The organism is Pseudidiomarina gelatinasegens (assembly GCF_004025325.1).
Lineage (GTDB): Bacteria > Pseudomonadota > Gammaproteobacteria > Enterobacterales > Alteromonadaceae > Pseudidiomarina > Pseudidiomarina gelatinasegens.
On record NZ_RSFE01000012.1, the window covers coordinates 1 to 26,230 of the forward strand.

A 26,230-nucleotide genomic window follows, 5' to 3' on the forward strand; every position below is an offset into this window, starting at 1 on the left:
AGCACTTTTCCAATCAGTCAGGTGTACTTTCCCTCGCTAGAGGTTCCGTACCTTTCAAGTATTACTTGCCTGAATCCGGTAAGTGCCCACACAGTTTGCTTGGCTTGGTATATTGTTAAAGAGCGTTTCGCTTCTCGTGAAGCGGGATGCGTATTCTACGCCATCCGTTGGTCAGGTCAAGATCCTTTTGGATCTTTTTTCGTGATTTTCATCACCTTCTGAACCGGCGTCATCACTTGGTGACAACGGCGGCGAATTATAAGGATCGCCGCCAACTGCGCAAGATCTTTTTCATCAAAACTGAATCGTTTGCTGACTTTTTAATCGGATGTCTTTTTATCGTCCGATTTTTGGGCTTTTTCTGATGTTTCTTGTTGGCTTTTCGTTGCAGAATCGCCTTCTTCACAATCAGTATCACCGACGACATGTTCAAGTTTAATCTTCTTCACTGTACGGAAGGTCGTGATTGGACCAGAAATTGCGTACAAGAAGAAAATAGAGAACAACACCAACGAAGGTTCGGTGGCGACAATTACGAACGCTAATACAATCGCAAGTATCGCAATGAACGAGACGCGTCCACGCCAGTCGACATCTTTAAACGAGTGATAGCGGAAGTTACTTACCATCAACAAACCTGCAGCGATGGTTAGAAACGCCGCGAAATAACTCACGTTACTTGGGTCAACTTCGTATTTACTGCCAACCCAAACAAACCCAGCGACTATCGCTGCGGCACTCGGAATGGCTAAACCTTGGAAATAACGTTTATCGGATGTGCCATGGTTGGTATTAAAGCGCGCCAATCGCAATGCACCACCGGCGACAAAAATGAAGGCCGCTAACCAACCGAGCTTGCCAAGATCACCAAGCGCCCAGTTATACATGACCAAAGCAGGCGCCATACCAAATGACACGATGTCCGCCATGCTGTCGTATTCGGCACCGAATTCGCTTTCGGTATTGGTCATACGTGCTACACGACCATCAAGGCCGTCGAATACCATAGCTATAAAAATAGCGACGGCAGCCGATTCAAACATATTGTTCATCGACGCAACGATGGCAAAAAAGCCTGAAAACAGTCCCGCTGTTGTCAACAGGTTTGGCAACAGGAAAATTCCACGACTCTTTGCTGTGGTTAATGACTGTTCAGTTTTATTCGGCATAGTTTGGTTCCCTTATAATGGTGGCCGCACAGCATAGCATAGCTTATTCGTTGCAATAAATAGCCGGACTAGAGCTTAGCCCGGCTATTACATTGTGTCGCTTATTGGGAAATCACCAGATTATTGTCTTGGTAATCAACCTTGATTGCTGTTTTAGGCAACAGTTTTCCTGACAGGATTTGCTGTGCCAATGGGTTTTCAAGCTCTTGTTGAATCGCCCGTTTCAAAGGCCGTGCCCCAAACACCGGATCAAAGCCAGCCTCGGCTAGGTGCGCTAAAGCAGCGTCACTCAGCTCAATCGAGTAATCACGTTCAGCTAAGCGTTGGTACAAACGTTGTAACTGAATTTGCGCAATGTGCTTAATGTGATCCTTCGCCAATGGGTGGAACACAACCGTTTCATCAACACGGTTCAAGAATTCAGGCCGGAAATGATGCGACAGAATACCCATCACTTCAGCTTTCATTTCATCGTACGTTTGCTCGTGCGCTTTCTCTTGAATCACATCTGAACCCAGATTTGACGTCATGATGATTACAGTATTCCGAAAATCGACAGTCCGCCCTTGTCCATCGGTTAAGCGCCCATCATCAAGCACCTGCAACAGAATATTGAACACATCTGGATGCGCTTTTTCTATTTCGTCCAACAGAATCACTGAATAAGGGCGTCGACGAACGGCTTCCGTCAGGTAACCCCCTTCTTCATATCCGACATAACCAGGAGGCGCTCCAACGAGGCGCGATACCGAATGCCGTTCCATGAATTCAGACATATCAATGCGCACCATGGCATCGTCAGTGTCAAACATGAAATGCGCTAGCGCCTTACACAATTCCGTTTTACCAACACCGGTTGGGCCCAAGAACAAAAACGAGCCAATCGGACGTTGCGGATCAGACAGACCTGCACGCGAACGACGAATCGCATTCGCCACCGACGTAACGGCTTCATCTTGTCCAACAACGCGTTGGTGCAAGTTCTCTTCCATTTTGAGTAGCTTATCGCGCTCACCTTCAAGCATTTTACTTACAGGAATGCCTGTCCAACGCGATAACACGTCAGCAATTTGCTCTTCAGTGACTTTATTCTTCAGTAGCGACATGCCTTCTTGGTCGGCTTCCGAAGCAGCCTTCAACTGGCGTTCCAGTTCCGGAATACGGCCATACTGAAGTTCTGACATACGGTTTAAGTCACTTGCCCTGCGCGCAATATCAAGCTCCGTTTTAGCTTCTTCAAGTTGCGCTTTTATATGCTGTTCGCCCTGAACGACCGCCTTTTCAGACAACCAGACCTCTTCGAGCTCGGCATATTTGCGCTGCTGATCGTCTAACTCACCCTCAAGCAGCTCTAAACGTTTTTTGCTCGCTTCGTCTTTTTCCTTCTGCAATGCTTTTTGTTCAAGCTGCAGCTGGATAATACGACGCTCTAAGCGATCTAAGTCTTCAGGCTTAGAATCAATTTGCATACGAATGCTCGAGGCCGCCTCGTCAATCAAGTCGATCGCTTTATCGGGTAACTGGCGGTCACTGATGTACCGATGCGACAATGAAGCCGCCGCAACAATAGCAGGGTCGGTAATCTGCACCGAATGGTGCACCTCATAGCGTTCCTTCAGGCCACGCAATATCGCAATGGTATCTTCAACTGAAGGTTCATCAACCAGTACCTTTTGAAAACGACGCTCAAGTGCCGCATCTTTTTCGATAAATTGGCGGTACTCATTTAATGTGGTTGCGCCCACGCAATGCAACTCGCCACGCGCAAGTGCAGGTTTTAGCATATTGCCTGCATCCATCGCGCCATCCGCTTTACCAGCGCCGACCATGGTATGCAGCTCATCAATAAAGAGAATGATGCGCCCTTCTTCTTTACCGAGTTCGTTCAGTACGGCTTTCAAGCGCTCTTCAAACTCACCGCGGTATTTAGCGCCAGCTAACAACGCGCCGAGGTCAAGCGACAACACCCGCTTGTGCTTTAGGCCTTCCGGCACTTCGCCATTAACAATACGCTGCGCTAAGCCTTCGACAATGGCTGTTTTACCAACGCCAGGCTCACCAATTAGTACTGGATTGTTTTTAGTACGACGTTGAAGAACTTGAATGGTGCGACGAATCTCATCATCGCGACCAATAACCGGATCTAACTTACCGCGCTCAGCACGCTCGGTAAGGTCAACGGTATATTTGGTTAAGGCTTGGCGTTGATCTTCGGCATTTTGATCGTTCACAGCGTCACCACCTCGCACTTTCTCAATTGCCTTCTCCACTTTTTCACGTGTAACGCCAAGTTTCTTTAATATTTCGCCCAGCGCGCCTTTGTCTTCTGTCGCCGCAAGCACAAATAGTTCAGACGAAATGAACTGGTCATTACGCTTTTGCGCATATTTATCGCAGAGATTTAACAGGCTGCTTGAGGCCGCAGACACTTGAACATCGCCACCCGTGCCTTCAACCTGCGGGAGCTTGTCCAGTGCTGCATCAAGTTGTGTGCGCAAGCTATTTTGATCAACTTGCAGAAGTGTCATCATCGGACGTAAAGAGCCACCGTCTTGCGTCAACAACGCCTGCATAATATGCAGTGGCTCAATAAATTGATGGTCGCGACCCAACGCTAATGACTGTGCGTCAGCAATCGCCATTTGAAATTTGTTGGTTAGTTTATCGAATCGCATGATTACCCTCTAAAAATATCAGTTATATCCTGATTATCTATGTGGGTATTAATTAACCAATTTCAAGCGCAAGCCTGTTAATTTTTCCAAATCATTGATGCAAAGCGGCCACAATGAGCATCGCGGCGATAGGAATACCAACGCAAATCATTATAGGTGCACCAGCCACTTTGTTTAATATGCAAGCAACCATGAGCCTGAAGCATGCGTTCGGCTAATAACGGGAGATCAGCAAGCCACTTGCCTGCTTTGTGGGGACGGAACGTAGATAAATCAACCAGATTTAATTCTGCAAATGCCGCACGCACGTCATCGCCGACTTCAAAAGCAGCAACTGAGATAGCAGGGCCGATAAAGGCTTGAATCTGTTGTGGAGGGCATTGGAATTGGCGCAAGGTATTTTGAATTACGCCATTGGCTAAACCGCGCCAACCTGCATGAACTGCTGCGATTTCGTTGCCATTATCACTACACAATAAAATAGGTAAACAGTCAGCGGTTAACACCGCACAGACAGATTCAGGTTGGTTTGAATAAATGGCGTCGGCTTGTGCCGCGGGACGCGCTTCAGAAAAATTCACAACCTGATTGCTGTGAATTTGTGCCAGCCAGCGCGGCGCACAAGGTAACTGCGCATCGCGCTGCAACGCCCGCCGATTTCTAATGACAGCGGCCGGATCGGCACCTACATGGGCTGCCACATTGCCTGGTTGTGCGACCGTAGAAATTGCAGCATGAATGCCCGGTGGTAACGCCCAATCAAGCATCAACATGACTCAGTCGACCGGATGTTCCTGGCGATCTAAACGCAATGCAGCAATTAAATTCACCATGTCATCAGGTGTTGGTGCTTCCCAACTCATCCATTCGCCGGTAATAGGGTGATGCAACGAAAGTCGCGCTGCATGCAATGCCTGACGGCGAAAGTTGCGTAAAGTTTCCAACAGTTCAGCGCTCGCTTTTTGCGGCGGACGTGGCCGACCACCGTAGGTAAAGTCGCCAACTAACGGATGACGCAAATGCGCCATGTGCACACGAATTTGGTGGGTTCGCCCAGTTTCCAGCCTTAAACGCAACAGCGTATGGGCTCGAAAACGTTCGGCTACACGAAAATGGGTCACAGCTGGCTTGCCAAGTGCTACAACAGCCATATGCGTACGTTGCGTTGGGTGACGGGCAATTGGCTCATCAATCATGCCGCCGGCTGTCATTGGGCCATTACACACCGCTTCGTACTCACGGGTAATTTGGCGTTCCTGCATTGCCGCAACAAGATGGGTTTGAGCAGGCACAGTCTTCGCTACCACCATCAAGCCCGTTGTGTCTTTATCCAAACGGTGAATGATTCCTGCGCGAGGAACTTGATCAATAGCCGGAAAGTGATGCAACAGCGCATTTAACAATGTACCATCGGGTGTTCCCGCGCCGGGATGAACAACGAGGCCAGCAGGCTTATTGATGACTAAAATGTCGTCGTCTTCATAAACGATATTCAAGTCCATGGGCTGCGCTTCAAAGCGTCGCTCTTCAATTAATTCAGCATCGACTTCGATGGCCATGCCTGCCAGTACTTTCTCGCGCGGTCGGTCAACGACATTGCCTTCGATACGAACGTGTCCGTCGGTGATCCAAGTTTTTAACCGAGAACGTGAATAGTCAGGGAACATCTCAGCAAGTGCTTGGTCCAAGCGCTTACCGTTGGCAGAAAGGGGGACGTTTCCAGTTAATAAAATCTGTTCGCTCATAAATTCGTATTCGGACCTGTGAAAGCAGCCAACGCTGCGCTAGAATGCGTGAATATGTATAGTGTACCTGTTTGGGGCGCTGCACCAAAGTTAAATCAACAGAGATTAAAAAAACAAACTATGAAATTTCGTATAATCTTAGCCTGCATCGCAGCATTGACATTGAGCGCTTGCTCAAGCTCACCAGACGAAACTGATGTTAACCGGTTAACCGATGTAGAAGCAGGTTATGCCCGTGCTCAACAAGCATTGCAAAACGGTAATTTCACAAGTGCCTTACAGGTGCTTGAAGCGCTGAATACCCGTTTCCCGTTTGGTCCATTTACTCACCAAATCCAACTTGACCTGATTTATGCTTACTATAAAACAGGTGATATTGATAAGGCGCTCGCTTCGGTCGACCGTTTTACGCGACTCAACCCGAACCACCAGTCAATCGACTACGCCTTATATATGCGTGGTCTCACGAACGAACGTGCCTCAGAGAATTTGTTTCAAGACTTGGTCGGTCTAGATCGCTCTGACCGTGACCCAACTAAAGCACGCGAGGCGTTTGATGACTACGCTGAGCTTGTGCGTCGCTTCCCTGACAGCAAGTATGCTGCAGATGCGCGCCAGCGAATGATTGGAATTAAAAGCCGACTCGCACGTCACGAATTAGCAGTCGCACAATATTACATGAAGCGCGAAGCATTTTTGGCAGCAGCCAATCGCGGCAAGTATGTGTTAGAGAATTTTGCGGATACGCCTGAAGCAGAACACGCCTTGGCGGTTATGGCTGAAGCTTACGACAGTTTAGGTTTAGTGGAATTGCGTGCTGATACAGTTGCCACCTTGAAGCACAACTACCCGCAAAGCGATTACTTATCCCGCTTTAATTGATTAACAAGGCGCGGTTGTTAAACCGCGTCTTCGTTTTCTTCCCCAGTACGAATTCGAATAACACGTTCAACATTGGTGACAAAGATTTTACCGTCACCAATTTTACCCGTCTGTGCAGTTTCCAAAATGGTATCAATGCACTGCTCAACCTGGTCGTCTGAGACAACAATTTCCAGTTTCACTTTCGGTAGAAAGTCGACCATATATTCCGCACCGCGATACAGTTCGGTATGGCCTTTTTGACGCCCAAAGCCTTTAACCTCAGCAACGGTCATGCCCGCGATACCAATTTCAGAAAGTGCTTCACGTACGTCATCTAGCTTGAATGGCTTAATAATAGCTTCAATTTTTTTCATGAGAACTCCGAGCTTGCACCTGCCGTTCTAATTCATAACGAAAGTGACTGGTTATTGGGTAGCGGCGGTCTTTACCAAAGTTACGCGAAGTAATCTTAGGGCCAATTGCGCCTTGCCGACGTTTGTATTCATTAATATCAACCAAGCGCACAACACGCAAGACTTCGGCCTCATCGAAACCACAATCGATTATCGCGTTAGGCGACCAGTCTTGCTCCACATAAAGCGTGAGTATTTTGTCCAACATATCGTAGGCTGGCAAACTGTCTTCATCTTTTTGATCGGGCGCTAATTCGGCCGATGGCGGTCTGGTAATAACACGATCCGGAATCACCTCAGCCGCTTGGTTGCGATAACGTGCCAACGCAAACACCAAAGTTTTTGGAACATCTTTAATGGGTGCAAAGCCACCATTCATATCGCCATAAAGGGTACAGTAGCCAACCGCCAATTCACTTTTATTGCCGGTGGTAAGCACTAACGAATGAGTTTTATTTGAAACAGCCATCAACAGCGTTCCGCGTGCGCGTGCCTGCAGGTTTTCTTCTGTCGTATCTGCACTTGTTCCTACAAATAAAGGCCCAAGCTGCTGCATGAATGCATCATAGATAGGTTCAATAGCCACCACGTCGTATTTAACACCCATGGTGCGTGCTTGCTCAGCAGCATCATCTTGGCTCATTTGAGAGGTGTAGCGAAATGGCATCATAATCGCGTGCACTTTATCGGCGCCTAGCGCGTCCACTGCAATCGCCATAGTCAACGCTGAATCGATACCCCCTGAAAGGCCGAGAGTAACGCCTTTAAATCCATTTTTACCGACGTAATCTTTAACCGCCAACACCAGTGCTTGATAGATTTCTGCAAGACGATCATGGGCATGGGGCTTAATATCTTGGTCGATTAAAGTGATGCCATGACTATCACAGCGAACGCTTGCGCATATTGGTTGGCAATGGGGTAATTCAGCCACTAAATCGCCATTTGCATTCATCACCAACGAATGCCCATCGAAAACCAGTTCGTCTTGGCCACCACAATTGTTCACGTAAATAATTGGAATGTGCGCTTCGCTGATGCGCTGTTGCATGATGTGCATGCGTTGCTGATGTTTATCAACTTCATAAGGAGATGCGTTCAGCGCTAAAATTAAATCAACACCTTCAGTGCGCAACTGGCTGAGCGGCTCGGCGTGCCATAGGTCTTCACAAATCAGTAAGCCAATGCGATGCCCTTGCCAGCTAAATACACCTGTATCATGGCCTGGAATAAAATAACGCTGCTCATCGAACACGCCGTATTGTGGTAACCGTTGCTTATGGTAGCGCGCCAAACATTGGCCCCGGTGCAATACAGAAACACTATTATAAAGCTCGTTACCCACCCGCTGCGGATGACCAACTACGGCCAAGTTGTGCTCCGCTGCAGCGGCTATTTCATTCAGGGATTGGTCAACTAACGCTTCCAAGTCATCGCGAAACAGCAAATCTTCGGGCGGATAGCCTGTTATCGCAAGTTCCGGAAAAACGACAAGGTCACTGTCTTGATACTGCGCCAACGTAGCTACGATTAAATCAGTATTACGTTTGATAGCACCCACCGTGAAATCGAGTTGGGCAAGCGTTACCTTGATAGGCTTCATGAATTGGCTCTCAAGCTTGACGAATATTAGGTTGCGTATGATAGAGCAGCGCCTTGTTTCGCGCAAATAAAGCAATGCCTTAGGCGTTTAAATCAAATTGCTTTCCGGCACTCTCTATGGAATAAATTTCACGCCCCTGTTGCGTGCGTGACCTTGCTATTTCGGCCCATTGATACACCACATTACGATGCACCTTTGCCCATAAGTTACGCCCGCAATCAACGTAGAGTTGATCCGATTTAATGATTAACGGGTGTTGTTCTGACAGCGCAAATTGCTGCTCAATATTGGTTGTCAGGTGAATAACCGGTGGCTCTGCATTGGGTACATGTTGCCACGTGGTGACAATAAAAGGCGCATCAGCAACCGTTATTTTAACTTTCTCGGCGGGGGTAACCAGGTAGAAGGTTTTGTCTTCATACACCAAAACGCTGGCGAATAATTTAACCAAGGCTTGGCGCTTAATCAGCGAACCTTGATAAAACCAATTACCGTCAGCGTCAATGTGGATTGGCAGCTCGCCACAATAAGGCGGATTCCACCGTTCAGTAGGAGCATGCCGGCCTTGCTCTATCGATTCCAGCAATTGCTCCAACTTCATTTAACTCACCAAACGTTTCTGACGCAATAAGTACCACAAGGTCGCTTCCGTACGGTTTGATACTTTAATTGCTTTGAAAATTGCCGACAAATGAACCCGAATGGTTCCTTCGGTAATGCCCAGAATTGTCGCAATTTCTTTGTTCGACAAACCTTGCGCCAATAGCTGCATAATTTCCAGTTGGCGGGGCGACAAAAAGTGCTCAGCACTCCCTTGTCGATTTATCGTGTCGTTTAAACGCGACTCCTCTGGTAAATACCGATCGTTTTGCAGCAGAATACGAATAGCTTGCTTCGCTTCTTCAGCGCTCGCATCTTTGGGCAGATAACTACGAACACCATTGCTCAATGCTTGACGAACTTCTGATAATGGCCGTGGCCAGCTGAACAAAACAATGTGCGAGCTTGGCGCCATTTTCTTCAATGTTTGCAAGGTTGGGCGAATCTCGGCATCTGGTATGTCCATATCGAGGAAAATTAAGTTATAGTCGCTTTGGTGGCGCAGGTATTCTTGCGCGATGTCAAAACTTGGGGCTTCGTAGATTGCCAGCTCATCTGAGAAACTTGTTAGCACTTGAATGAGGCCAGCACGTACGAAAAATTGCGAGTCGATAATTAGTATTTTCATGGATGTCCACACGCTTTAAATGTCCCTAACAATTAGCGTATTGTACACGCTTTAACGAATGTTTGAAGTTTTGGTGTTACCAAATTGTAAAAAAGTGTAAAAAGTGAATTTATTGCGACGCACTCTAAACGCTTTGTAAAGCTAGGAACGTTCTACAGGGTATAAAATTCAGTCAAAAAGAGAACTTTATGAGAATTTTACGTTTAATCACATTTGTTCTAATAATGTTATACACGGGTGCTGCGTTTTCGCAAACCACGTTATTCCACAATTTTAACGGTTACACGCTAACCGGAAAGCCCGGCGCCGAGGCAGTATTGGTGAAGTTTGATGCCATGCTAATTCGCGATGGCAAGATAGCCGCAGTGGGCACACTTGCTGATCTTGAAGCAACCTATGGTAAGCAACTTGCTGACCAACGTGTCGATTTGAAAGGTAAGTTTGTGTTGCCGGGTATTACCGATGCCCACGGTCACGTGCTGGGCTTAGGCCAGAACCTGATGCTGGCTGATTTACGTGACGCCACCTCAGAAAGCAATGCTGCGGCAACAGTGGCTGATTTCGCCCGTAAAAATCCGTCAGCGCCTTGGGTGCTGGGACGCGGCTGGAATCAAGAAAACTGGGACGTTCGCCAATTTCCACAAGCACAAACACTGGACGAAGTAGATTCTGAGCGCCCTATTTACCTAACGCGCGTAGATGGCCACGCTGCATGGGCAAATAGCAAAGCACTGGAACTTGCAGGCATCACCGCAGACACAGTAAGCCCTGATGGCGGTGACATCATTCGCGATCAACAAGGCCAACCTACCGGTGTACTGATTGATAACGCCATGGGCTTAGTTGAACGGGTTATTCCAACACCGACTGCCGAACAGCAAGAACAAGCCTTAAAAGTGGCATTTGAGCATCTTTTAGCGCGTGGTATCACTGGTGTGCACGATGCGGGTGTTGATGCGACCAACCTGCAAGTCTACAAAGAATTAGCGAACGACAACGCCCTCCCTATTCGCATCTATGCAATGCTGTCGGCAACCGAGCCAACACTGGCTGAATTGTTAGCCGCCGGCCCCTATGTGTCAGATGACGACAAATTAGCGGTACGCAGCGTTAAAATTTACGGTGACGGCGCCCTAGGTAGCCGCGGTGCAGCGCTATTGGCGTCTTACCATGATGCGCCTGATCAACATGGGCTTATGGTCACTTCGCAAGAACGCATTCGTGAACTCTATGAACTGATTATTCCGCATGGCTTTCAAATCAATACGCATGCTATTGGCGACCGCGCAAACCGCGTTGTTCTAGACGAAATGGAGCGTGCGTATAACACCATCGGTGGCCGTAGTCTGCGCCATCGTATCGAGCATGCGCAAATTGTTCACCCAGAAGATATTCCGCGTTTTAAAGAGTTAAATATTATTGCTTCTATGCAACCAACCCATGCAACCAGCGATAAGAATATGGCGGAAGACCGTTTAGGTAAGGCACGTATGAAAGGCGCCTATGCTTGGCAAACATTCGCTGAACAAGGCACCATTATTGCGGCTGGCTCTGACTTCCCGGTTGAACTTGCTGACCCGTTTTTTGGCTTACACGCTGCAGTAACCCGTCAAGACCGTGACAATCAACCACAAGGTGGCTGGTATGCGCACGAGAGCTTAACGCTTGAGCAAGCACTGCGTGCATTTACCCTTGATGCAGCCTATGCCGCTGGCCAAGAACAGGTTTTAGGGAGCATTGAGCCAGGCAAGTGGGCGGATTTCATTGTGTTAGATCATGATCCGTTTGCGCGTGATGCCGCTATACTATGGCAGAACAATGTAAACGCCACCTATGTTGCAGGTGAACGTGAGTACAGCGCTAATTAATTAAAAGGAAGTAGACGCAGTATGGACTTAAAAAGTGTTCGTCGTGATTACGCCCAAGGCAAACTAACGCGTGAGTCGCTTGCTGAAGAACCGATGCAGCAATTTGCGAACTGGTTTCAAGCGGCAAAAGATCATCCGTCACAGACGGACCCTACGGCGTTTACTTTGGCAACCGTTGGTGCGGATGGGCAACCGCACCAACGTATCGTACTGCTGAAAGATATTCAGGCTGATGGTTTCGTGTTTTACACCAATTACGATAGCCAAAAAGGCCATGACATTGCTGGAAACAGCCGCGTGGCTATGCATTTTGCGTGGCTGGCACTGGAACAGCAGATTCGTATTGAAGGTTTTGCGCGTAAAATAACGCGGGCCGAAAGCGAAGCTTATTTTTATAGCCGCCCTCGCGAAAGCCAGCTTGGTGCGTTGGCCTCAGCGCAAAGTCATACCATTGCTTCTCGTGATGAATTAGAACAGCGTTATCATGCGCTCACCGAACAATATAAAGACCAACAAGTGCCTATGCCTGATACTTGGGGTGGTTACTTGGTTGCGCCTGAGCGGTTTGAGTTTTGGCAAGGCGGTCGCTATCGACTGCACGACCGGTTCACCTTCACCAAGCAGCATGAAAGCTGGTTAATCGAACGCTTACAGCCTTAATCTAGAACGTCCGGTAAAGGTTGCTGCATACTGTCAGCAACCTTTTTTAATTGCCGCCAAAGCTCTGGCGTATAGTCCACTCCGGATTGCAACTGCCGCTCACGCGTGGTTAACGCGCCTTCTCCCGGTATCCGAACAGGTTTATTGGCATCAATAGGTGTCGCTTGGTGCATGCCGTCAACCAGTGCTTGTGCTTGCGCCTTAAATGCATCCGCATCGCCAAAAGCACTCGGATCAACCACCTGAATCCACACCGTGTTGGCATCTAAACCCGGCTGCTCTTGGTGACGCCCTAACTGACTTAACGCAAGGGTCCATAATTCACTGAACAAACATAAGCCCGAGCCTTTATAGCCGAGGTCTTCGCCACCCAAGGGGGCGAGCACACTGGCAGGGTCGGCCAAAAATGTTGTGGCATCGGACGTATAGTCGCCTGCGGCCGTGATCAGCGCTGGGTACGGCAACGGCTTTTGCTCGGCAATAGCCTTTCGAACTTTGCCTGCAGCTGTCATCGACAAACTAATATCAAGCAATATCGGTAATTGCTGAGTGGGAGCACCAATAGCGAACGGATTCGGCGAAAACCATGCCGATTTTGCGCCATAAGGCGCAACGGCTTGCTGACCTGGCGTTGCGCACATGATTTGAATCAGCATGCCCGCACGCGTTGCTTGTTCAAGGTAAACCGCCAGAGCCGCAACATGCTGCGCACGCTTAATAACTACAGTACCGGTGCCGCATTCTTTCGCCATAGCAATTGCCGCAGTTATCGCTTCTGGCACCACGTACAAACCGGATACCAAGTCAGCGTCCCATAATTGCACTGCCGCACGTTGTTTCAGCACGTGATACTGACCGGTACGACGTGAACTGCCGTCGGCTAAACAATTGAGGTTATAACGCAACCGCATTAAGCCGTGGGTTCGAAACCCCATGAGATCAGCTGCGAGAAGTTTTTCCGCCATTGCCTGTGCCAATTTGGGCTCAGCACCGGCTTTTTCCAAGCAGGCTTGAGCCCACTGGCGCATCGAATTTGCTTCAACTTGAATATTTTTCTGCACGGTCATGTTGTGTACGTTGTAAATTAAGGTAAGTTCGATAAGCTTATCAGACAATAGTAAAGAGGAGTATAGAGGTGTCTGAAACTTCAACAGCACAACGGATTGGCGTACTCACCAGCGGTGGTGACGCACCAGGAATGAATGCAGCGCTGCGCGCTGTCGTATTAGCTGCAGAACATTACGGCATGGACGTGATAGCGTTTCGACACGGTTACGAAGGCCTGTTAAACAACGAGCATATTCCCCTGCACGCAGCTGATGTGGCTCATGTGCTGCAATATTCGGGCACCATCATCAAAAGTGCACGCTGCCCGCGTTTTAAAGAAGACGACAGCGCAAAACTTGCCGCGGATAACCTGAACAACCTCAATATCAGTGCATTAATTGTGATTGGCGGTGACGGCTCATTTCGCGGTGCCCACCACTTAAGTAACTATTGGTCTGGGCAAATTATTGGGGTGCCCGGCACCATCGATAACGACTTGTTCGGCACCGACGCAACCATTGGCTATTCCACTGCTGTAGCGATTGCGATGGACGCGCTCGATAAAATTCGCGATACCGCCGATGCAATGGATCGCGTTTTTATTGTTGAAGTCATGGGCCGTCATGCTGGCTTCATCGGTTTAAAAAGTGCAATGGCCTCCGGTGCTGAGCGGATGATTCTACCCGAACTGCAAAAAGATAAACCGCTGACCGTGGCGGCATTGGTGAAACACATCAAGCGTGTTGAAGCCGTGCGTGGGCCTGGCAGTTACGTCATGGTACTTAGTGAGCACCAATGGCCGGGCGGTGCTGTTGCACTCTCTGAACAGCTGGAAGCCGAATACGACATGCCATGCCGGCCTTGCTTACTTGGCCACATTCAACGCGGTGGTCCGCCAACAGCATCCGACCGAGTGCTCGCCTCAGAACTTGGTGTGCATGCTGTCGAGCTTATTCTAAAAGGCGAAACCGGCGTGATGACAGGTCTAAAAGCCGGTCAACTGGTTGCTGTACCACTCATTGACACATGGACGAAAAAGAACCCGCTTGATGAGAATTTATTGCGCATTCAGCATGAGATTTTTAATCCAGTAAAAAAGCCTTCTCGTAGTTAATCAGAGTGTGGCAATTTGGGGCAATTACAACGATAATAGCCCCCTTTTTAAGCACGCCAGTTAAATCACTGTTGAACCAGCGGAGGTGAATCACCTTGAGTCAGCAAAAACCTAAACAAATCGCTTCGTTAGAAGTGAAGACGGACACCCCAGTACGCGAGTTTTTTGGGGCACAAACCGATGCAGCTGTATATGCCAACGGCACCCATATAATTGGGTTTGGTTTTGATGGCACCGCATGCTTTCGTAAAGGAACCCGTAACGGGCCAGATGGCTTGCGTTCCGTGTCAGAAGACATCGAAAGTTATTCGCCCTACTTAGATGCCGATCTGTTTGATCATCCGTTTTATGATTTAGGTAACTTGTCACTTGGCTCAAGTGATGATGTGGAAGCGCAGTGGCAACATGCCACCGATCAGTTTGATCAGGTATTCGGCCCAATCAACTTGGAAGCCGACAACATTCGGGTGCTTACCTTGGGTGGCGAGCATTCAATTTCCTATGCGCCAATTCGCAAATACTTGCAGCAATACCCTGAGTTAGTGCTACTTCACCTTGATGCACACGCCGACTTGCGTGATGGCTTTCTCGGGTACCACTACTCACATGCATCAATTATTCGTCGTGCGCTAGACCATTTTGGCCCGGGGCATGAACTCATTCAGTACGGCATTCGCTCCGGTACCCGTGACGAATATCGGTTTATGAATGAGCACGGCACCGTGCGTAAGTCGCGTAAAGAATTTTTGGACAGCGTGATGGCAATTCCAGCCGACCGTCCAATCTATCTGACGCTCGACCTTGACTATTTTGACCCGGCATTTTTGCCTGGTACCGGTACCCCAGAGCCCGGTGGTGAAGATTTTCATTCGTACGTGAGCTTAATGAAAATTTTGCGACAGAAGAACCTTGTTGGCGCTGATGTTGTTGAGTTGTCACCAGAAATTGATCCAACCGGAAATTCTGACGTGTTTGCCGCAAAAATTGTGCGCGAATTACTTATTATTTTGAACGAAAAAGGGGCTCGCTGATATGGCTCAGAACTGGACAATCGACGATGCCGAAGAACTCTATGGCGTAAAGCGTTGGGGCGCAGGTTATTTTTCAATTGGTAACAATGGCAGCATCCAAATTGCTCCCAATCATCGCCTGCCTGACGTGAACATCGATATGAAAGAAGTGGTTGATGAAATTCTTGCTGAAGGAATTCAACTGCCTGCGGTTATCCGTTTTCACGATATCTTGCGCTCACAAGTTGAAATCTTGAATGAGACATTCGCCAAAACGATTCAAGATGCGGGCTACAACGCACGTTATGTTGGCGTATTCCCCATTAAAGTGAATCAAATGCGCGAAGTGGTCGAGGAAATCATCGACGCCGGTGAACCGTACGACTACGGCCTGGAAGCTGGTTCCAAACCAGAACTTATGGCGGTGCTTGCGTATAACGAAAACCCAAATGCGTTAACCGTTCTGAACGGCTACAAGGACGAAGATTACCTGACGCTCGCCCTACTTGGTCGTCAGTTACGCCGTAAAATGATTATCGTTATTGAGAAATTCAGTGAGTTGGAAATGCTCATCCCGTTAGCCAAAAAACTTGGCGTTGAGCCAATGATTGGTTTACGCAGCAAGATGATGGTGCGTAGCTCAGGCAAATGGGCAGGCTCAAGCGGTGATCGCGCAAAATTCGGCTTAAGCATTACCGAAATCTTAAACATTGTTGAGCTTTTGAAAAAAGAAGACATGCTGCACTGTGCAAAATTATTGCACTTTCATATCGGCAGCCAAATGTCTGATATCCGCAAAGTAAAAGAAGCGGTTTCAGAAGGCGCACGGCTTTATGCAAAATTGATTCAAATTGGCGTGCCATTAGAATATTTAGATATTGGTGGTGGTTTAGGTATCGATTACGACGGAACCAGCTCAACCACCGATTCATCGCGCAATTACTCAACTGAAGAATACGTTGCTGACGTGGTTTACGGCGTGAAGCAGATCTGTGATCTCGAAGAAGTCCCCCACCCGAACCTAGTCAGTGAAAGCGGCCGCGCGATTACCGCACACCACAGTTGTGTGGTGACCAATATTGTTGGTGAGATTAAAAATACCGGTGCCCAATTCGACATCAGCCCAATCGCCGACGAGCACATTCTTGTCAGCAACATGCGTGAGCTGGTTAACTCAACCGAAATGCACCCGCAAGAACGCTATAACGACGCTGCAAGTTTCAAGCAGAGCGCCTATGAAGCCTTCAAACTGGGGATTTTGTCTTTAGACGAAATGGCCAAGCTCGACACCATGTATTGGCGCATTTTGACGGAAATCCATCAATCGCTTGATCGCGAGAGCTTCGTCTTTCAAGAGCTGGAAGAATTAGAAGATATGCTCGCCAGCCAATACTTGTGTAATTTCTCTATTTTCCAGTCTGCCGCCGACACGTGGGCGATTGGTCAGGTATTGCCGATTGTGCCAATTAGCCGCCTGGACGAGAAGCCTGAAGTGCGTTGCTCAATTGTGGATATCACCTGTGATAGCGACGGCAAACTCAGCAAATATATTGAGGGCACCGAAATCAGCGACAACATCCCCATGCACGCATTACGCAAAGGCGAAAACTACCATGTAGGTATGTTCCTTACCGGCGCGTATCAAGACGTAATGGGCGACATGCACAATCTGTTTGGTCGGTTAACCGAAGTTCATATTTACTGCCATGACGACGAACCAGGCGACTTTTACATTGAAGAAGTGGTTCCGGGTACTGCAGCAGAGAAAGTGCTTGAAACCATGCAATACAACACCGATTACATGGCCAAAACAGTCAAGAAGTCGATTGACCGCGAAGTACGTAAGGGACACATTGCTCCGCGTGAAGGCGTACGCTGGACTGACTATTACGAGAAGTGTTTAGCGGGTACAACCTACTTGAAGGTGTAAAAATCAACAAATTGGGTATTTCCTGAGCAAACGGTCTGAATTCACCGAATTTCATCAAAAAAGCGGTTGACTCAGACCCGAAAAACTCGTTTAATACGCCCCGACGCCCAGATAGCTCAGTCGGTAGAGCAGGGGATTGAAAATCCCCGTGTCGGTGGTTCGATTCCGCCTCTGGGCACCATTATTCGAAAAGCCTCGCTAGAAATAGCGGGGCTTTTTTCGTTTCAGCATGCGTAAACTACGTATGGAACATAAAAAAAGGGCGCATCCTGCGCCCTCTCCTTTCGTCATTCAGTGCTGAGAGTTAGAACTCGTAGCTATAGCTCAAACTGATTACCCGTCCTACTTCACGTGACTGCACGGTAACGCCTGATTGGGTTACGTCTTGCTCTTCATCAAGTAAGTTCTGCACTTTAAAACTGATTTTAGAATTAAAGTCTGGGTAGTAGTTGTACACTAAGTCGAGTGAATGGAATGGTTGCTCATACGCATCACCACGACCGCCTATACCAGCTGCCAGAATACGCTCACCAAACACGTTGTAGATTAACGAGCTTGAGTGATTGCCGTTCAGTGAATCGTAGCTCAACTGGAAGTTGGCAACGTATTCAGAGTGGCCTGTCATACGCTTCGTTGGGTTGGTTAAGTTACCGGCTAACGCTGGGTCAATAACCGCCTCTGAATCACTCCAGGTCAGGTTACCGCTGGTAAAGAAGCCATCCGCGAGATACGTCAGATCATGCAGCCATTCAAATTCGACACCGTAAACTTCAGCAGAAATACCATTGACGTAGTTTAACGTGTATTCCTCGTCCCCTACGCTTAGCACTGACTCAATTGGCTTCTCAATATCTTTATAGAACGCCGACACTGTGTAGTTGTCGCCGTTATCTGCAAAGTATTCAAAGCGCGCATCGAGGTTGGTCATTGGGCTGCTTTCAAGGCCTGCACGACCAATGGTGCGAATGTCGGTAATCGGGTCAAAGTACGCAACCGGAACTGTTTCACGAATGTCTGGGCGAACCACTGTTTCCGAAAAACCAAAACGAATTTGATAACTCTCATCGCCAATATAAGTTAAAGACAACGCAGGATAGAAGTCATCTTCAACGGTAGTGCCGTTAAGAATGCGTTCAACCGAGTAGTAGGTGTTTAAGTCTTCAGGCGTAAAAATCAAGCTTGAAGTGGCCAAAGACACTTGCTTAAACTCTTCCCAACGCACACCACCGGCTAAGCGCCAGCTGTTGGTAAGAAACGCGTCAAACGAGCCATAAAACGCATCGGTTTTTTGTACGGCAATGTAATCATCGGCGTCAGGCGCTGTTGGCTCACGATACGACAACAAGAAGTTGCTTTCATCAATGCGCTCATCAGTTAGGTAATCCGTTACGCCCAGGATGTTCGCCAAATCGTCGTTTACCGAAATCCGTAAACCTGAGCCATTATCCATCGCAAAACGGTCAGTGGTGTAATAACGTGCTTTGTCGGTGAAGTCATAGCCCGCTTTAAACTCAATATCCATACCCGCTAAGTTGGTGGGTAATGACAAGTTACCGCTATACGATTTCACGTGGTCTTCCATATCCACGTATTGGTACACAGCACGGTTATCATCGCCCGTAACCACGGTGCTCAGATAATTGCCTTGGTCGTCATACAAGTCATCAAACCGGAACGACATGTCCGTAGGTATGTCAGTTTCAGCTGTAGACTCCGTGTATTGCCAGTCAAAGCCAATACCCCAATAATCTAAGAATGTGTGCTGGCCACGCACTTGGTCAATATCCAAGGTACGCTCTTCGTATTTAAACTCATGCTCACGATTGGCTAAACCTGAACCGTAAATGGTTTTCAAGTTACTGCCATTTGGGCTTTGTAAAATACCAAACTCAGATTCGTCTTCAGCATCAGTTAAGTACAACTTGGTATAACTTACGCTGTGCGTATCAAGCTCATAACCTACGCTGAATACACCGTTTAAACGCTCAGTTTCGGTGGTCAGTGTGGTTTCGCTTAAGGTGTTGTAGCACGAGTTAGCAACTTCTTCTGCGCTGTTTAATGTTGTAGCACAACCTTCTGTGGCGTTTTCGCTCAGTACTGCACTAGAACGCTCTGAAACATTCCATTTGGTGTCATAGGCGCCAGCTAACAAGAAGCCGATGCTGCCACCAAAATAGTCTTCGTCAAAGCTATTGCCGATACTGGCTTTAATGCTGTAGTTCGGGTTAAGCGAATCTTCTTTTAGCGCAATGTCGCGTGGCAATGATTTAGAAAGCCCCGCGTTGATCATACGCGCTTGCTCACTTGCTGAGCCCAGCTCGTTGTCAACTAATCCGTCTTTGCCAACAATATTACGCAAGCTAAAATCACCGCGGTACTTAACAATCGCGTCGCGAATATTCTGTGGAATACCGTCTTCATTGCGGTCGTAGGTATACCCATCCGTGGCATTACTATTTTGACCGATACCAACCTCAAGATTCACCTGAAAGTCGCTTGGCAGCGATTTGGTGCGAATATCAATATTACCGCCACCGAACGCTGCAGGCATGCTCGGCGAGAACACCTTCTGTACCGCTAGGCTTTCAATAATGGTTGAAGGAATGATATCCAGTGGAATAACGTTACGGGTTAAGTCTGGGCTTGGAATGCTTGCGCCATTTAATCGCGCGCTTGAATAACGTTCGCCTAAACCGCGCACGTAAACATATTTGCCATCAACCAGGGTTAATCCCGTCACGCGGCGAAGCGCTGAAGCAGCATCGCTATCACCGGTACGTGCTAGTTGTTCTGAACCAAGAATATCGGCAACGAAGGCCTGATTTTTGCGCTCATCAACAACCGCAGCTGCACTTCCTTGCAAACGCGTGCCGGTGGTGACAACTTCTTCAATGCTAGTGTCCGTTGTTGTGGCGGCTTCACTTTCATCAGCAGCTTGCTGTTGGGCATACGCTTGGCCACTTGCAGCAAGTGCAAGGCTAACCGCTAAAACCAGCGGCTTGAGTTTGTAATTCGTGCTCATAATCAACTCCTGCGTTATGTTGAACAGCGGGCATGTTGATTAACATGCCCGCCATACGTTGCTTTACAACAAGTTCTATTAGTCTTGTTCTGCAGCAGCTAACGCAGCTTCAACCCACTGATACCATTCAGATGATGTGTCATCGCTAGATACCGCACCAATGTAATCAACGGTTTCGAAGTAGTCGTTACCTAAAGCACTTAAGTCATCGGCAGTAACAGTAATGTCAGCAGAAGTCATGTCAGTCGCAAAACCGTCTGCAGCAAATACTGTGGCGTTACCACCTAAACGTGCGTTCACACCGCCATTGTCAAACCATTCTTGACGGGTTGAACCATCAGGTAACAATGCAGCTGAAGTAAACTCGTTTTCTGCAACACACGCCATTGCTGAGCTGAAGAAGTTCAAGCCGTCAGCTACTACACCTAACTCGCCGTCACCGGTGAACAAGATGCAACGGGTGTCGTTGGTCGCAACATCGTCTTTTACTAACAGGAAGTTGTAGAGTTGACCTTGGAAGTTATCATCAAACTTCATAGCAGTTGATGGGTCATTGTCACGGGTTGATAAACCATCGGTAGTTACAACAGTTACGTTCGCGATAGTTGGACGTGACGTTGGCGCTTGTGAGTATTCAGGGCCTGAGTTTTTCTCGCCGTCAGCTTCAAAGCCGCCGTTACCCATGAATACGTCAGTACCGTCTACGTTTACAGTGCCGTGTTTGATGTACAAGAACTGGGCATTACCTTGCCAACCTGCATCGATATCCATTGAATCGTCTTGCGTATCAGTAAATACAACACGTTTCACGTTAGCGGCGCCGCCGAAAAACTCAATGCCGTCATCGTAACCTTGATGAATGTGAACGTATTCGTATGAAGAACCAGAACCAACTGCGTTTAAGGTCAGTGAGTTCAAGTCATCGCCGTCACCGCCAGCACGTGGGCCTGAACCTGCGTACCAGATTTTTGCGTATTTCATTGAGCCGCTATCATCAGCGTTATCGTTACCGCCGTAGTAGCTTACGATACCCTCTGAAGAAACGTTACAGGTGTTTGCGTCACGTTGTGCATCGGTACACTGGTTAGTAATACCTTGGCCATTTACGATAATGCCGCCCCAATCCGCAAAGCGTGGGCCATTGCCAACTACGTCAAAACGCGTAAATGCGTTCGCTGAAGTGAAGGTAACTGGTTTAGCGAAGGTACCAATCGCATTAAGCTTAGCGCCGCGAGCAACACGAACAATTGCCTCACCACTGGTGAAAGCTAAAGTTGCGCCTGGCTCAACCGTAACCACAGGGCCAGTTTCATTGATAGTACAAGTTGTGGTGGTATCACAATCTTCACCAATCAATAACGCACCATCAAATACGTGTACACCGCCATCAGGCAGTTCAGCAAAAGTAATGTCTTCGGTGATTTCAACGTTACGGCTTGCGAATTCTAAATTGTATTCACAGTCGCGACCATCAAAAGCGCCCTGCAAACCGTTGTAGCTAGCGCATAAGTTATCGCCCGTTGGGTCAGTTGGTGTTTCACCGCCGCCTGACGAGTTGTTTGAGTTATTCACACTGTTGTCATTAACAGTTGGGTTTACTTCAATATCACCGCCACAACCAGCAAGGGCCAAAGCAGAAGCGATTGCTGTAATTTTAAAAAGGGTTTGCAAGTTCATTGTGTTCTCCCGGATAGGAACGTATGTAAGTAATTAAACGACGCAGGCAGATTAGTGATAAGCCATGACAAATTTGTGACAAATTCTTGATGTCATGAAAGATTCATTGAACCGCAACAGAACTGTCATCGTAAAAATCGTGAAAGGCTCACGACTGCTTACACTTTCTCGTGGAGCGAGACCCATCGTGGTGCTACATTGAAAGATGAAACGTGGTTAAAGGAAAAATATGATGCGCTATTTTATTGCAATTGCTGCTGTTATTTTGCTTGTGCTGTTATTGATAGCGCCGCCAGCCTCTGGTATCCGCTTAATCACCCTCAATAAATCTGATCTGGGCTGGACCGTTACCTACAGTCTCAATGAACCTGTGACTCAACTGGAGTTTGTTCGCTCGCCCGATAACAGCCGCAGCGAGCGCTGGCGGCCACTTGACTCAAATACACAGATACGCCTGCAAAACGGTTCTGAAGTAATTACCAGCATTGATGGGCAACCGTTCAGTGAGGTTTCTTTTGTTCTTGATGCAACCTATACCCCGCTGCCAAAAGACTACGCGCCATTTTCGCCGTTCAGTAATGGCGGCATGTTGGTTCACACCGCACGCTTTTTTGCCTGTGCCAACGATTGCTCGAAAGCCCATCACGAATGGCCCATGGCGATTACCATAAGCACCGGTGATTACCTGTTGATTGACGGGCAACAATATTTGCAAACTCATGAGTGGCTTGACCGAGATAGTGGCCGGGCAATTTATGTTGGCACCCAGCCTCCTGAAACTTTCTCCGCACTGGTGGCCGTTATTGACCCGGTATTACCCAACTCGTTGCAGAATGAATTGATCACCGAACTACCCATGATCATGAGCTACTTCACCAAGCAGCTTGGAAGCTTGTCACAAACACCTACACTGTTTGCTTCGTATAGCCCCTATGAAGGTGATTTCTATGGCCACCAAGGTGGCGTTTTACCTCATCAGGTATTCATGCATTGGTATGGCAAAGGCGCACTCGACAACCTCGATGAGCAAAACACCTTGTGGTTTTTTGCCCATGAAATAGCGCACCTGTTTCAAGGTGTAGGACTGCGCTATTCAAGCCCTGAGGAAGCCTGGATACATGAAGGCGCAGCCGAATTAATGGCCTATTTGTATGCCGACAGTAAACTAAAACAAAACAGCGCGTTGCTGCAACGCGCCATAGAAGGTGCCCAACTTGAGTGCACATCCACCTGGCCCGTCAGCGAGGAGTTTGTCGACGTCGGCCGTGTAAACTTTAGAGCCCATTACACCTGCGGTTTAGTGGCGAACGCCGAGCTGCACGTGCAACTGAAAGCCAATGGCGTTGAAGACGGTATCTATACCTTGTGGGCGGCCTATTCACAGTTAGTGAAAGATGGTGAACCCGCTGATTCTGAGACCTATTTTGCTGCATTTAAGCAATTAACGGGTTATGCTTCAATGTCATTACGGCAGCTTATTGATCGCCCAGTGTCAGCTTCTCTGGCACCCTAATTAAACGTTAAACGGCAGATGGCGCGGCAACAAGGATAATAAATGAAACCACAACGAATATTCATCACTGGCGGCGCCAGTGGCTTGGGCTTTGCGCTTGCACAAATATGTGCAAAAGGTGGCTGGCAGGTATGCATTGGCGATCGTGATATTGAGCGCGGTGAAGCCGTAATCGGTAGCCTGCAAAAATGGCAACCAAAGGCCATGTTTCTGCCCTGCGACGTAACCCGTATGAGTGACCTAGAACAGGTGGCGAAAACCCTCACTGAAAAATGGGGCGGTGTAGATGTTGTGGTCAACAATGCTGGCGTGGCACAGGTGGGCAAGATTTCCGATACCACACTCAGTGACTGGCAGTGGATTATCGACATTAACTTGCTTGGTGTGGTGCGCGGCTGCAAAGTTTTCACCCCGCTCTTTAAACAGCAAGGCTCGGGCCATTTTGTGAATATAGCTTCGATGGCGGGCCTGTTAGACGTGCCAAACATGAGCGCTTACAACGCCACCAAAGCAGCGGTTGTCAGCCTGTCAGAAACGCTACAAAACGAATTGGTGAACGATAATATTCATGTCACCGTGGTTTGCCCGAGTTTCTTTAAAACCAATTTGAATCAGGGCATGCGCTCCACCATTGATGGCATTGAGCAGAAGGTGGATAAACTGATGAGCTCAAGTAAGCTCAATGCGGTTGATATTGCGCGTTTGATCATGAAAGCCGTGGATAAAAAGAAAAGCCACGTGTTGCCGCATCGTCAAGGTCGCTTAGCTTGGTACATGAAACGCTGGTTGCCCCGTAGTTGGTATCAAAAACTGCTCTATTCACGAATGAAATAGTCGACAGTCGCTTCCATAAATAACGCCCTCCTATGAGGGCGTTTTCGTTTTAAACCCACCGCTTAATCCCTCGTGATAAACCGCGCTTGCCGAATCCCCCTGTTTCAAAACTACACACATAAACACTGTGAATGGTCGTAATTTTATTCATTCATTTGTAGAATGTAGCTGTTTGGGTCTAGCCTGTAGTCGTTAACACATGAACAACAAGTGGACAGATTATGACCGACTCAAATAAACCAAGCGCAACAGCCATTGATGGCCTGCAACTGCCGCCGTTAAACGATGCCAGCGCAGCATTAATCAATAAAACCACGCAGGAATTCTTAGTAGCACTCACACGTAAGTTTCGCCCGCCATTGCACGCGGTACTTGGGGCAAGAGCTAAGCGTCAGCAACAAATTGATGATGGCAAGTTGCCCGATTTTGACCCTGCTACAAAAACCATTCGTGATGGCGATTGGCGCGTTGCCGAACTCCCGGAAGATTTAACCAAACGCCGTCTGGAAATTACCGGCCCGGTTGACCGCAAAATGGTGATTAACGCGCTCAACGCCAACGTTGATTGCTACATGGCCGACTTTGAAGACTCGCAGTCGCCAACCTGGGAAGGTTTATTACAGGGGCAAATTAATCTACACGATGCCAACCGCGGCCAACTTGATTATACCGACCCCGCTTCTGGCAAGTATTACCAACTTAACGACAACCCTGCGCTATTGATTGCTCGGGTTCGGGGCCTTCACCTTCCCGAAAAACACGTGCTGGTTGATAACGAAGTGGCACCGGGCGGTTTGGTCGACTTCGCATTGTATTTTTGTCTGAATTTTCAACAACGGCTAAAAAACAACACTGGCGTTTATTATTACATTCCGAAGTTAGAACACAGCGACGAAGCACAGTGGTGGGCCGATGTGTTTCGGTTTACCGAAGACTATTTTAAGCAACCCCGAGGCACCATTCGCGCCACTATTTTAATTGAAACCCTTCCCGCGGTTTTTCAGATGGACGAAATACTGCACGCCATGAAAGACCACATCGTGGCGCTAAACTGCGGCCGCTGGGATTACATTTTTAGCTACATCAAAACCTTGAAGAATCATCCCGACCGCGTTCTGCCTGACCGCCAAGTGGTGACGATGGATCAGTCATTTCTTAATGCTTACTCGCGATTGTTGGTTAAAACCTGTCATCGTCGTGGCGCATTAGCAATGGGTGGCATGGCGGCGTTTATTCCAAGCAAAGACCCCGATGAGAACGCCAAAATTCTTGCCAAAGTAAAGGCTGACAAAGAACTCGAACGTACCAATGGCCATGACGGCACATGGATTGCCCACCCCGGGTTGGCAGCCACCGTGCGCGAAGTATTTGTCGACGGCCTAAGCGGCAACAACCAATTGCATGTGTTACGTGAACACGACCAACCTGTTACAGCTGAACACTTGCTTGCCCCCTGCTCAGGCCCTCGCACCGAGCTTGGTATGCGCACCAATATCCGGGTTGCCTTGCAGTACATCGCCGCCTGGATTTCAGGCAAAGGCTGCGTGCCCATCTACGGCTTAATGGAAGACGCGGCCACCGCAGAAATTTCACGCACCAGCATCTGGCAGTGGATAAAACACAAAATGACGCTCGATAACGGCGAAGTTGTCACCAAACAACTATTTCGCGATTACTTAGCCGAGGAAGCCAAAGTTGTGCGCAATGAAGTTGGCGACCAGCGCTGGAACCAAGAACACTTTGAACAAGCAACACAACTTCTTGAACAGATAACAACAGCAGACGACTTGGTTGAGTTTCTGACTCTGCCCGGCTACGCGCTGCTTGATTAATAACAACAACTTAAACGAAACAGGAC

General features: G+C 48.2%; 21 protein-coding genes and 1 tRNA gene. 11 read left to right on the top strand and 11 right to left on the bottom strand.

Annotated features, from left to right (window positions below):
• Positions 1–222: hypothetical protein (locus EGC76_RS11930; RefSeq protein ID WP_220445689.1), on the top strand; the 222-nt coding region annotated here is incomplete at its 5' end.
• A gap of 98 nt (positions 223–320) precedes the next feature.
• On the opposite strand, the gene pssA is transcribed toward EGC76_RS11930, so the two are convergent.
• The 4 genes from pssA to rluD form a co-directional block, all read right to left on the bottom strand.
• Positions 321–1,169: a CDP-diacylglycerol--serine O-phosphatidyltransferase gene (gene pssA / locus EGC76_RS11340; RefSeq protein ID WP_128353121.1), complete on the bottom strand. Its 849-nt coding sequence runs from the start codon at positions 1,167–1,169 to the stop codon at positions 321–323.
• A 101-nt stretch (positions 1,170–1,270) separates the two neighbouring features.
• A complete protein-coding gene (gene clpB, locus EGC76_RS11345; RefSeq protein WP_128353122.1) occupies positions 1,271–3,844 on the bottom strand; it encodes an ATP-dependent chaperone ClpB in 2,574 nt (857 codons plus the stop codon).
• Positions 3,845–3,921: 77 nt separating this feature from the next.
• Positions 3,922–4,617, bottom strand: coding sequence for a peptidoglycan editing factor PgeF (pgeF, locus tag EGC76_RS11350; RefSeq protein ID WP_128353123.1), 696 nt, complete (start codon positions 4,615–4,617; stop codon positions 3,922–3,924).
• A gap of 3 nt (positions 4,618–4,620) precedes the next feature.
• Positions 4,621–5,589, bottom strand: a complete 969-nt coding sequence (gene rluD, locus EGC76_RS11355; protein ID WP_128353124.1) for a 23S rRNA pseudouridine(1911/1915/1917) synthase RluD — start codon at positions 5,587–5,589, stop codon at positions 4,621–4,623.
• 120 nt (positions 5,590–5,709) lie between these two features.
• Here rluD and EGC76_RS11360 point away from each other — a divergent pair, with 120 nt between their 5' ends.
• On the top strand, positions 5,710–6,471 hold the full coding sequence (locus tag EGC76_RS11360; RefSeq protein ID WP_128353125.1) for an outer membrane protein assembly factor BamD: 762 nt from the start codon (positions 5,710–5,712) through the stop codon (positions 6,469–6,471).
• A 17-nt stretch (positions 6,472–6,488) separates the two neighbouring features.
• On the opposite strand, the gene glnB is transcribed toward EGC76_RS11360, so the two are convergent.
• The 4 genes from glnB to EGC76_RS11380 form a co-directional block, all read right to left on the bottom strand.
• Positions 6,489–6,827, bottom strand: a complete 339-nt coding sequence (gene glnB / locus EGC76_RS11365; RefSeq protein ID WP_128353126.1) for a nitrogen regulatory protein P-II — start codon at positions 6,825–6,827, stop codon at positions 6,489–6,491.
• Positions 6,814–8,469, bottom strand: a complete 1,656-nt coding sequence (locus EGC76_RS11370) for an NAD+ synthase (protein ID WP_128353127.1) — start codon at positions 8,467–8,469, stop codon at positions 6,814–6,816. Before EGC76_RS11370 ends, glnB begins: the two co-directional genes overlap by 14 nt.
• A gap of 79 nt (positions 8,470–8,548) precedes the next feature.
• Positions 8,549–9,070 (bottom strand): DUF1285 domain-containing protein, encoded by a 522-nt coding sequence (locus tag EGC76_RS11375; RefSeq protein ID WP_128353128.1) that lies wholly within the window; start codon positions 9,068–9,070, stop codon positions 8,549–8,551.
• Positions 9,071–9,697, bottom strand: a complete 627-nt coding sequence (locus tag EGC76_RS11380; RefSeq protein WP_128353129.1) for a LuxR C-terminal-related transcriptional regulator — start codon at positions 9,695–9,697, stop codon at positions 9,071–9,073.
• A gap of 188 nt (positions 9,698–9,885) precedes the next feature.
• Here EGC76_RS11380 and EGC76_RS11385 point away from each other — a divergent pair, with 188 nt between their 5' ends.
• Positions 9,886–11,565, top strand: coding sequence for an amidohydrolase (locus tag EGC76_RS11385; RefSeq protein ID WP_128353130.1), 1,680 nt, complete (start codon positions 9,886–9,888; stop codon positions 11,563–11,565).
• A 21-nt stretch (positions 11,566–11,586) separates the two neighbouring features.
• Positions 11,587–12,225, top strand: a complete 639-nt coding sequence (gene pdxH / locus EGC76_RS11390; protein ID WP_128353131.1) for a pyridoxamine 5'-phosphate oxidase — start codon at positions 11,587–11,589, stop codon at positions 12,223–12,225.
• Here the strand turns inward: pdxH and EGC76_RS11395 are convergent.
• Positions 12,222–13,292, bottom strand: coding sequence for an Ldh family oxidoreductase (locus EGC76_RS11395; protein WP_128353132.1), 1,071 nt, complete (start codon positions 13,290–13,292; stop codon positions 12,222–12,224). The genes pdxH and EGC76_RS11395 overlap by 4 nt on opposite strands.
• Positions 13,293–13,360: 68 nt before the next feature.
• On the opposite strand from EGC76_RS11395, the gene EGC76_RS11400 reads away from it, so the two are divergent.
• The 4 genes from EGC76_RS11400 to EGC76_RS11415 all read left to right on the top strand — a co-directional run bounded on the left by EGC76_RS11400 (position 13,361) and on the right by EGC76_RS11415 (position 17,507).
• Positions 13,361–14,386: an ATP-dependent 6-phosphofructokinase gene (locus EGC76_RS11400; RefSeq protein WP_128353133.1), complete on the top strand. Its 1,026-nt coding sequence runs from the start codon at positions 13,361–13,363 to the stop codon at positions 14,384–14,386.
• Positions 14,387–14,481: 95 nt separating this feature from the next.
• Complete coding sequence (gene speB / locus EGC76_RS11405; protein ID WP_246013972.1) at positions 14,482–15,417, top strand: agmatinase; 936 nt, start codon at positions 14,482–14,484, stop codon at positions 15,415–15,417.
• Between the two features lies 1 nt (position 15,418).
• Complete coding sequence (gene speA / locus EGC76_RS11410; protein ID WP_128353134.1) at positions 15,419–17,326, top strand: biosynthetic arginine decarboxylase; 1,908 nt, start codon at positions 15,419–15,421, stop codon at positions 17,324–17,326.
• 105 nt (positions 17,327–17,431) lie between these two features.
• Positions 17,432–17,507 (top strand) — tRNA-Phe (locus EGC76_RS11415).
• A gap of 123 nt (positions 17,508–17,630) precedes the next feature.
• On the opposite strand, the gene EGC76_RS11420 is transcribed toward EGC76_RS11415, so the two are convergent.
• The gene (locus EGC76_RS11420) at positions 17,631–20,348 is read right to left on the bottom strand and encodes a TonB-dependent receptor plug domain-containing protein (protein WP_128353135.1); all 2,718 of its coding nucleotides are present in this window, start codon (positions 20,346–20,348) and stop codon (positions 17,631–17,633) included.
• A gap of 78 nt (positions 20,349–20,426) precedes the next feature.
• Positions 20,427–22,025, bottom strand: a complete 1,599-nt coding sequence (locus tag EGC76_RS11425; RefSeq protein WP_128353136.1) for a hypothetical protein — start codon at positions 22,023–22,025, stop codon at positions 20,427–20,429.
• Between the two features lie 229 nt (positions 22,026–22,254).
• Here EGC76_RS11425 and EGC76_RS11430 point away from each other — a divergent pair, with 229 nt between their 5' ends.
• The 3 genes from EGC76_RS11430 to aceB all read left to right on the top strand — a co-directional run bounded on the left by EGC76_RS11430 (position 22,255) and on the right by aceB (position 26,204).
• A complete protein-coding gene (locus EGC76_RS11430) occupies positions 22,255–23,538 on the top strand; it encodes a hypothetical protein (protein WP_128353137.1) in 1,284 nt (427 codons plus the stop codon).
• 42 nt (positions 23,539–23,580) lie between these two features.
• The gene (locus EGC76_RS11435; RefSeq protein ID WP_128353138.1) at positions 23,581–24,372 is read left to right on the top strand and encodes an SDR family oxidoreductase; all 792 of its coding nucleotides are present in this window, start codon (positions 23,581–23,583) and stop codon (positions 24,370–24,372) included.
• 221 nt (positions 24,373–24,593) lie between these two features.
• On the top strand, positions 24,594–26,204 hold the full coding sequence (gene aceB / locus EGC76_RS11440) for a malate synthase A (protein ID WP_128353139.1): 1,611 nt from the start codon (positions 24,594–24,596) through the stop codon (positions 26,202–26,204).
• The last annotated feature ends 26 nt before the right edge of the window (positions 26,205–26,230 follow it).

What these genes read in the sequence shown, in the direction of transcription:
- pssA (WP_128353121.1), bottom strand. Translation starts at nt 1,169, where the DNA reads ATGCCGAATAAAACTGAACAGTCATTAACCACAGCAAAGAGTCGTGGA.
- clpB (WP_128353122.1), bottom strand. Translation starts at nt 3,844, where the DNA reads ATGCGATTCGATAAACTAACCAACAAATTTCAAATGGCGATTGCTGAC.
- pgeF (WP_128353123.1), bottom strand. Translation starts at nt 4,617, where the DNA reads ATGTTGATGCTTGATTGGGCGTTACCACCGGGCATTCATGCTGCAATT.
- rluD (WP_128353124.1), bottom strand. Translation starts at nt 5,589, where the DNA reads ATGAGCGAACAGATTTTATTAACTGGAAACGTCCCCCTTTCTGCCAAC.
- EGC76_RS11360 (WP_128353125.1), top strand. Translation starts at nt 5,710, where the DNA reads ATGAAATTTCGTATAATCTTAGCCTGCATCGCAGCATTGACATTGAGC.
- glnB (WP_128353126.1), bottom strand. Translation starts at nt 6,827, where the DNA reads ATGAAAAAAATTGAAGCTATTATTAAGCCATTCAAGCTAGATGACGTA.
- EGC76_RS11370 (WP_128353127.1), bottom strand. Translation starts at nt 8,469, where the DNA reads ATGAAGCCTATCAAGGTAACGCTTGCCCAACTCGATTTCACGGTGGGT.
- EGC76_RS11375 (WP_128353128.1), bottom strand. Translation starts at nt 9,070, where the DNA reads ATGAAGTTGGAGCAATTGCTGGAATCGATAGAGCAAGGCCGGCATGCT.
- EGC76_RS11380 (WP_128353129.1), bottom strand. Translation starts at nt 9,697, where the DNA reads ATGAAAATACTAATTATCGACTCGCAATTTTTCGTACGTGCTGGCCTC.
- EGC76_RS11385 (WP_128353130.1), top strand. Translation starts at nt 9,886, where the DNA reads ATGAGAATTTTACGTTTAATCACATTTGTTCTAATAATGTTATACACG.
- pdxH (WP_128353131.1), top strand. Translation starts at nt 11,587, where the DNA reads ATGGACTTAAAAAGTGTTCGTCGTGATTACGCCCAAGGCAAACTAACG.
- EGC76_RS11395 (WP_128353132.1), bottom strand. Translation starts at nt 13,292, where the DNA reads ATGACCGTGCAGAAAAATATTCAAGTTGAAGCAAATTCGATGCGCCAG.
- speA (WP_128353134.1), top strand. Translation starts at nt 15,419, where the DNA reads ATGGCTCAGAACTGGACAATCGACGATGCCGAAGAACTCTATGGCGTA.
- EGC76_RS11420 (WP_128353135.1), bottom strand. Translation starts at nt 20,348, where the DNA reads ATGAGCACGAATTACAAACTCAAGCCGCTGGTTTTAGCGGTTAGCCTT.
- EGC76_RS11425 (WP_128353136.1), bottom strand. Translation starts at nt 22,025, where the DNA reads ATGAACTTGCAAACCCTTTTTAAAATTACAGCAATCGCTTCTGCTTTG.
- EGC76_RS11430 (WP_128353137.1), top strand. Translation starts at nt 22,255, where the DNA reads ATGATGCGCTATTTTATTGCAATTGCTGCTGTTATTTTGCTTGTGCTG.
- EGC76_RS11435 (WP_128353138.1), top strand. Translation starts at nt 23,581, where the DNA reads ATGAAACCACAACGAATATTCATCACTGGCGGCGCCAGTGGCTTGGGC.
- aceB (WP_128353139.1), top strand. Translation starts at nt 24,594, where the DNA reads ATGACCGACTCAAATAAACCAAGCGCAACAGCCATTGATGGCCTGCAA.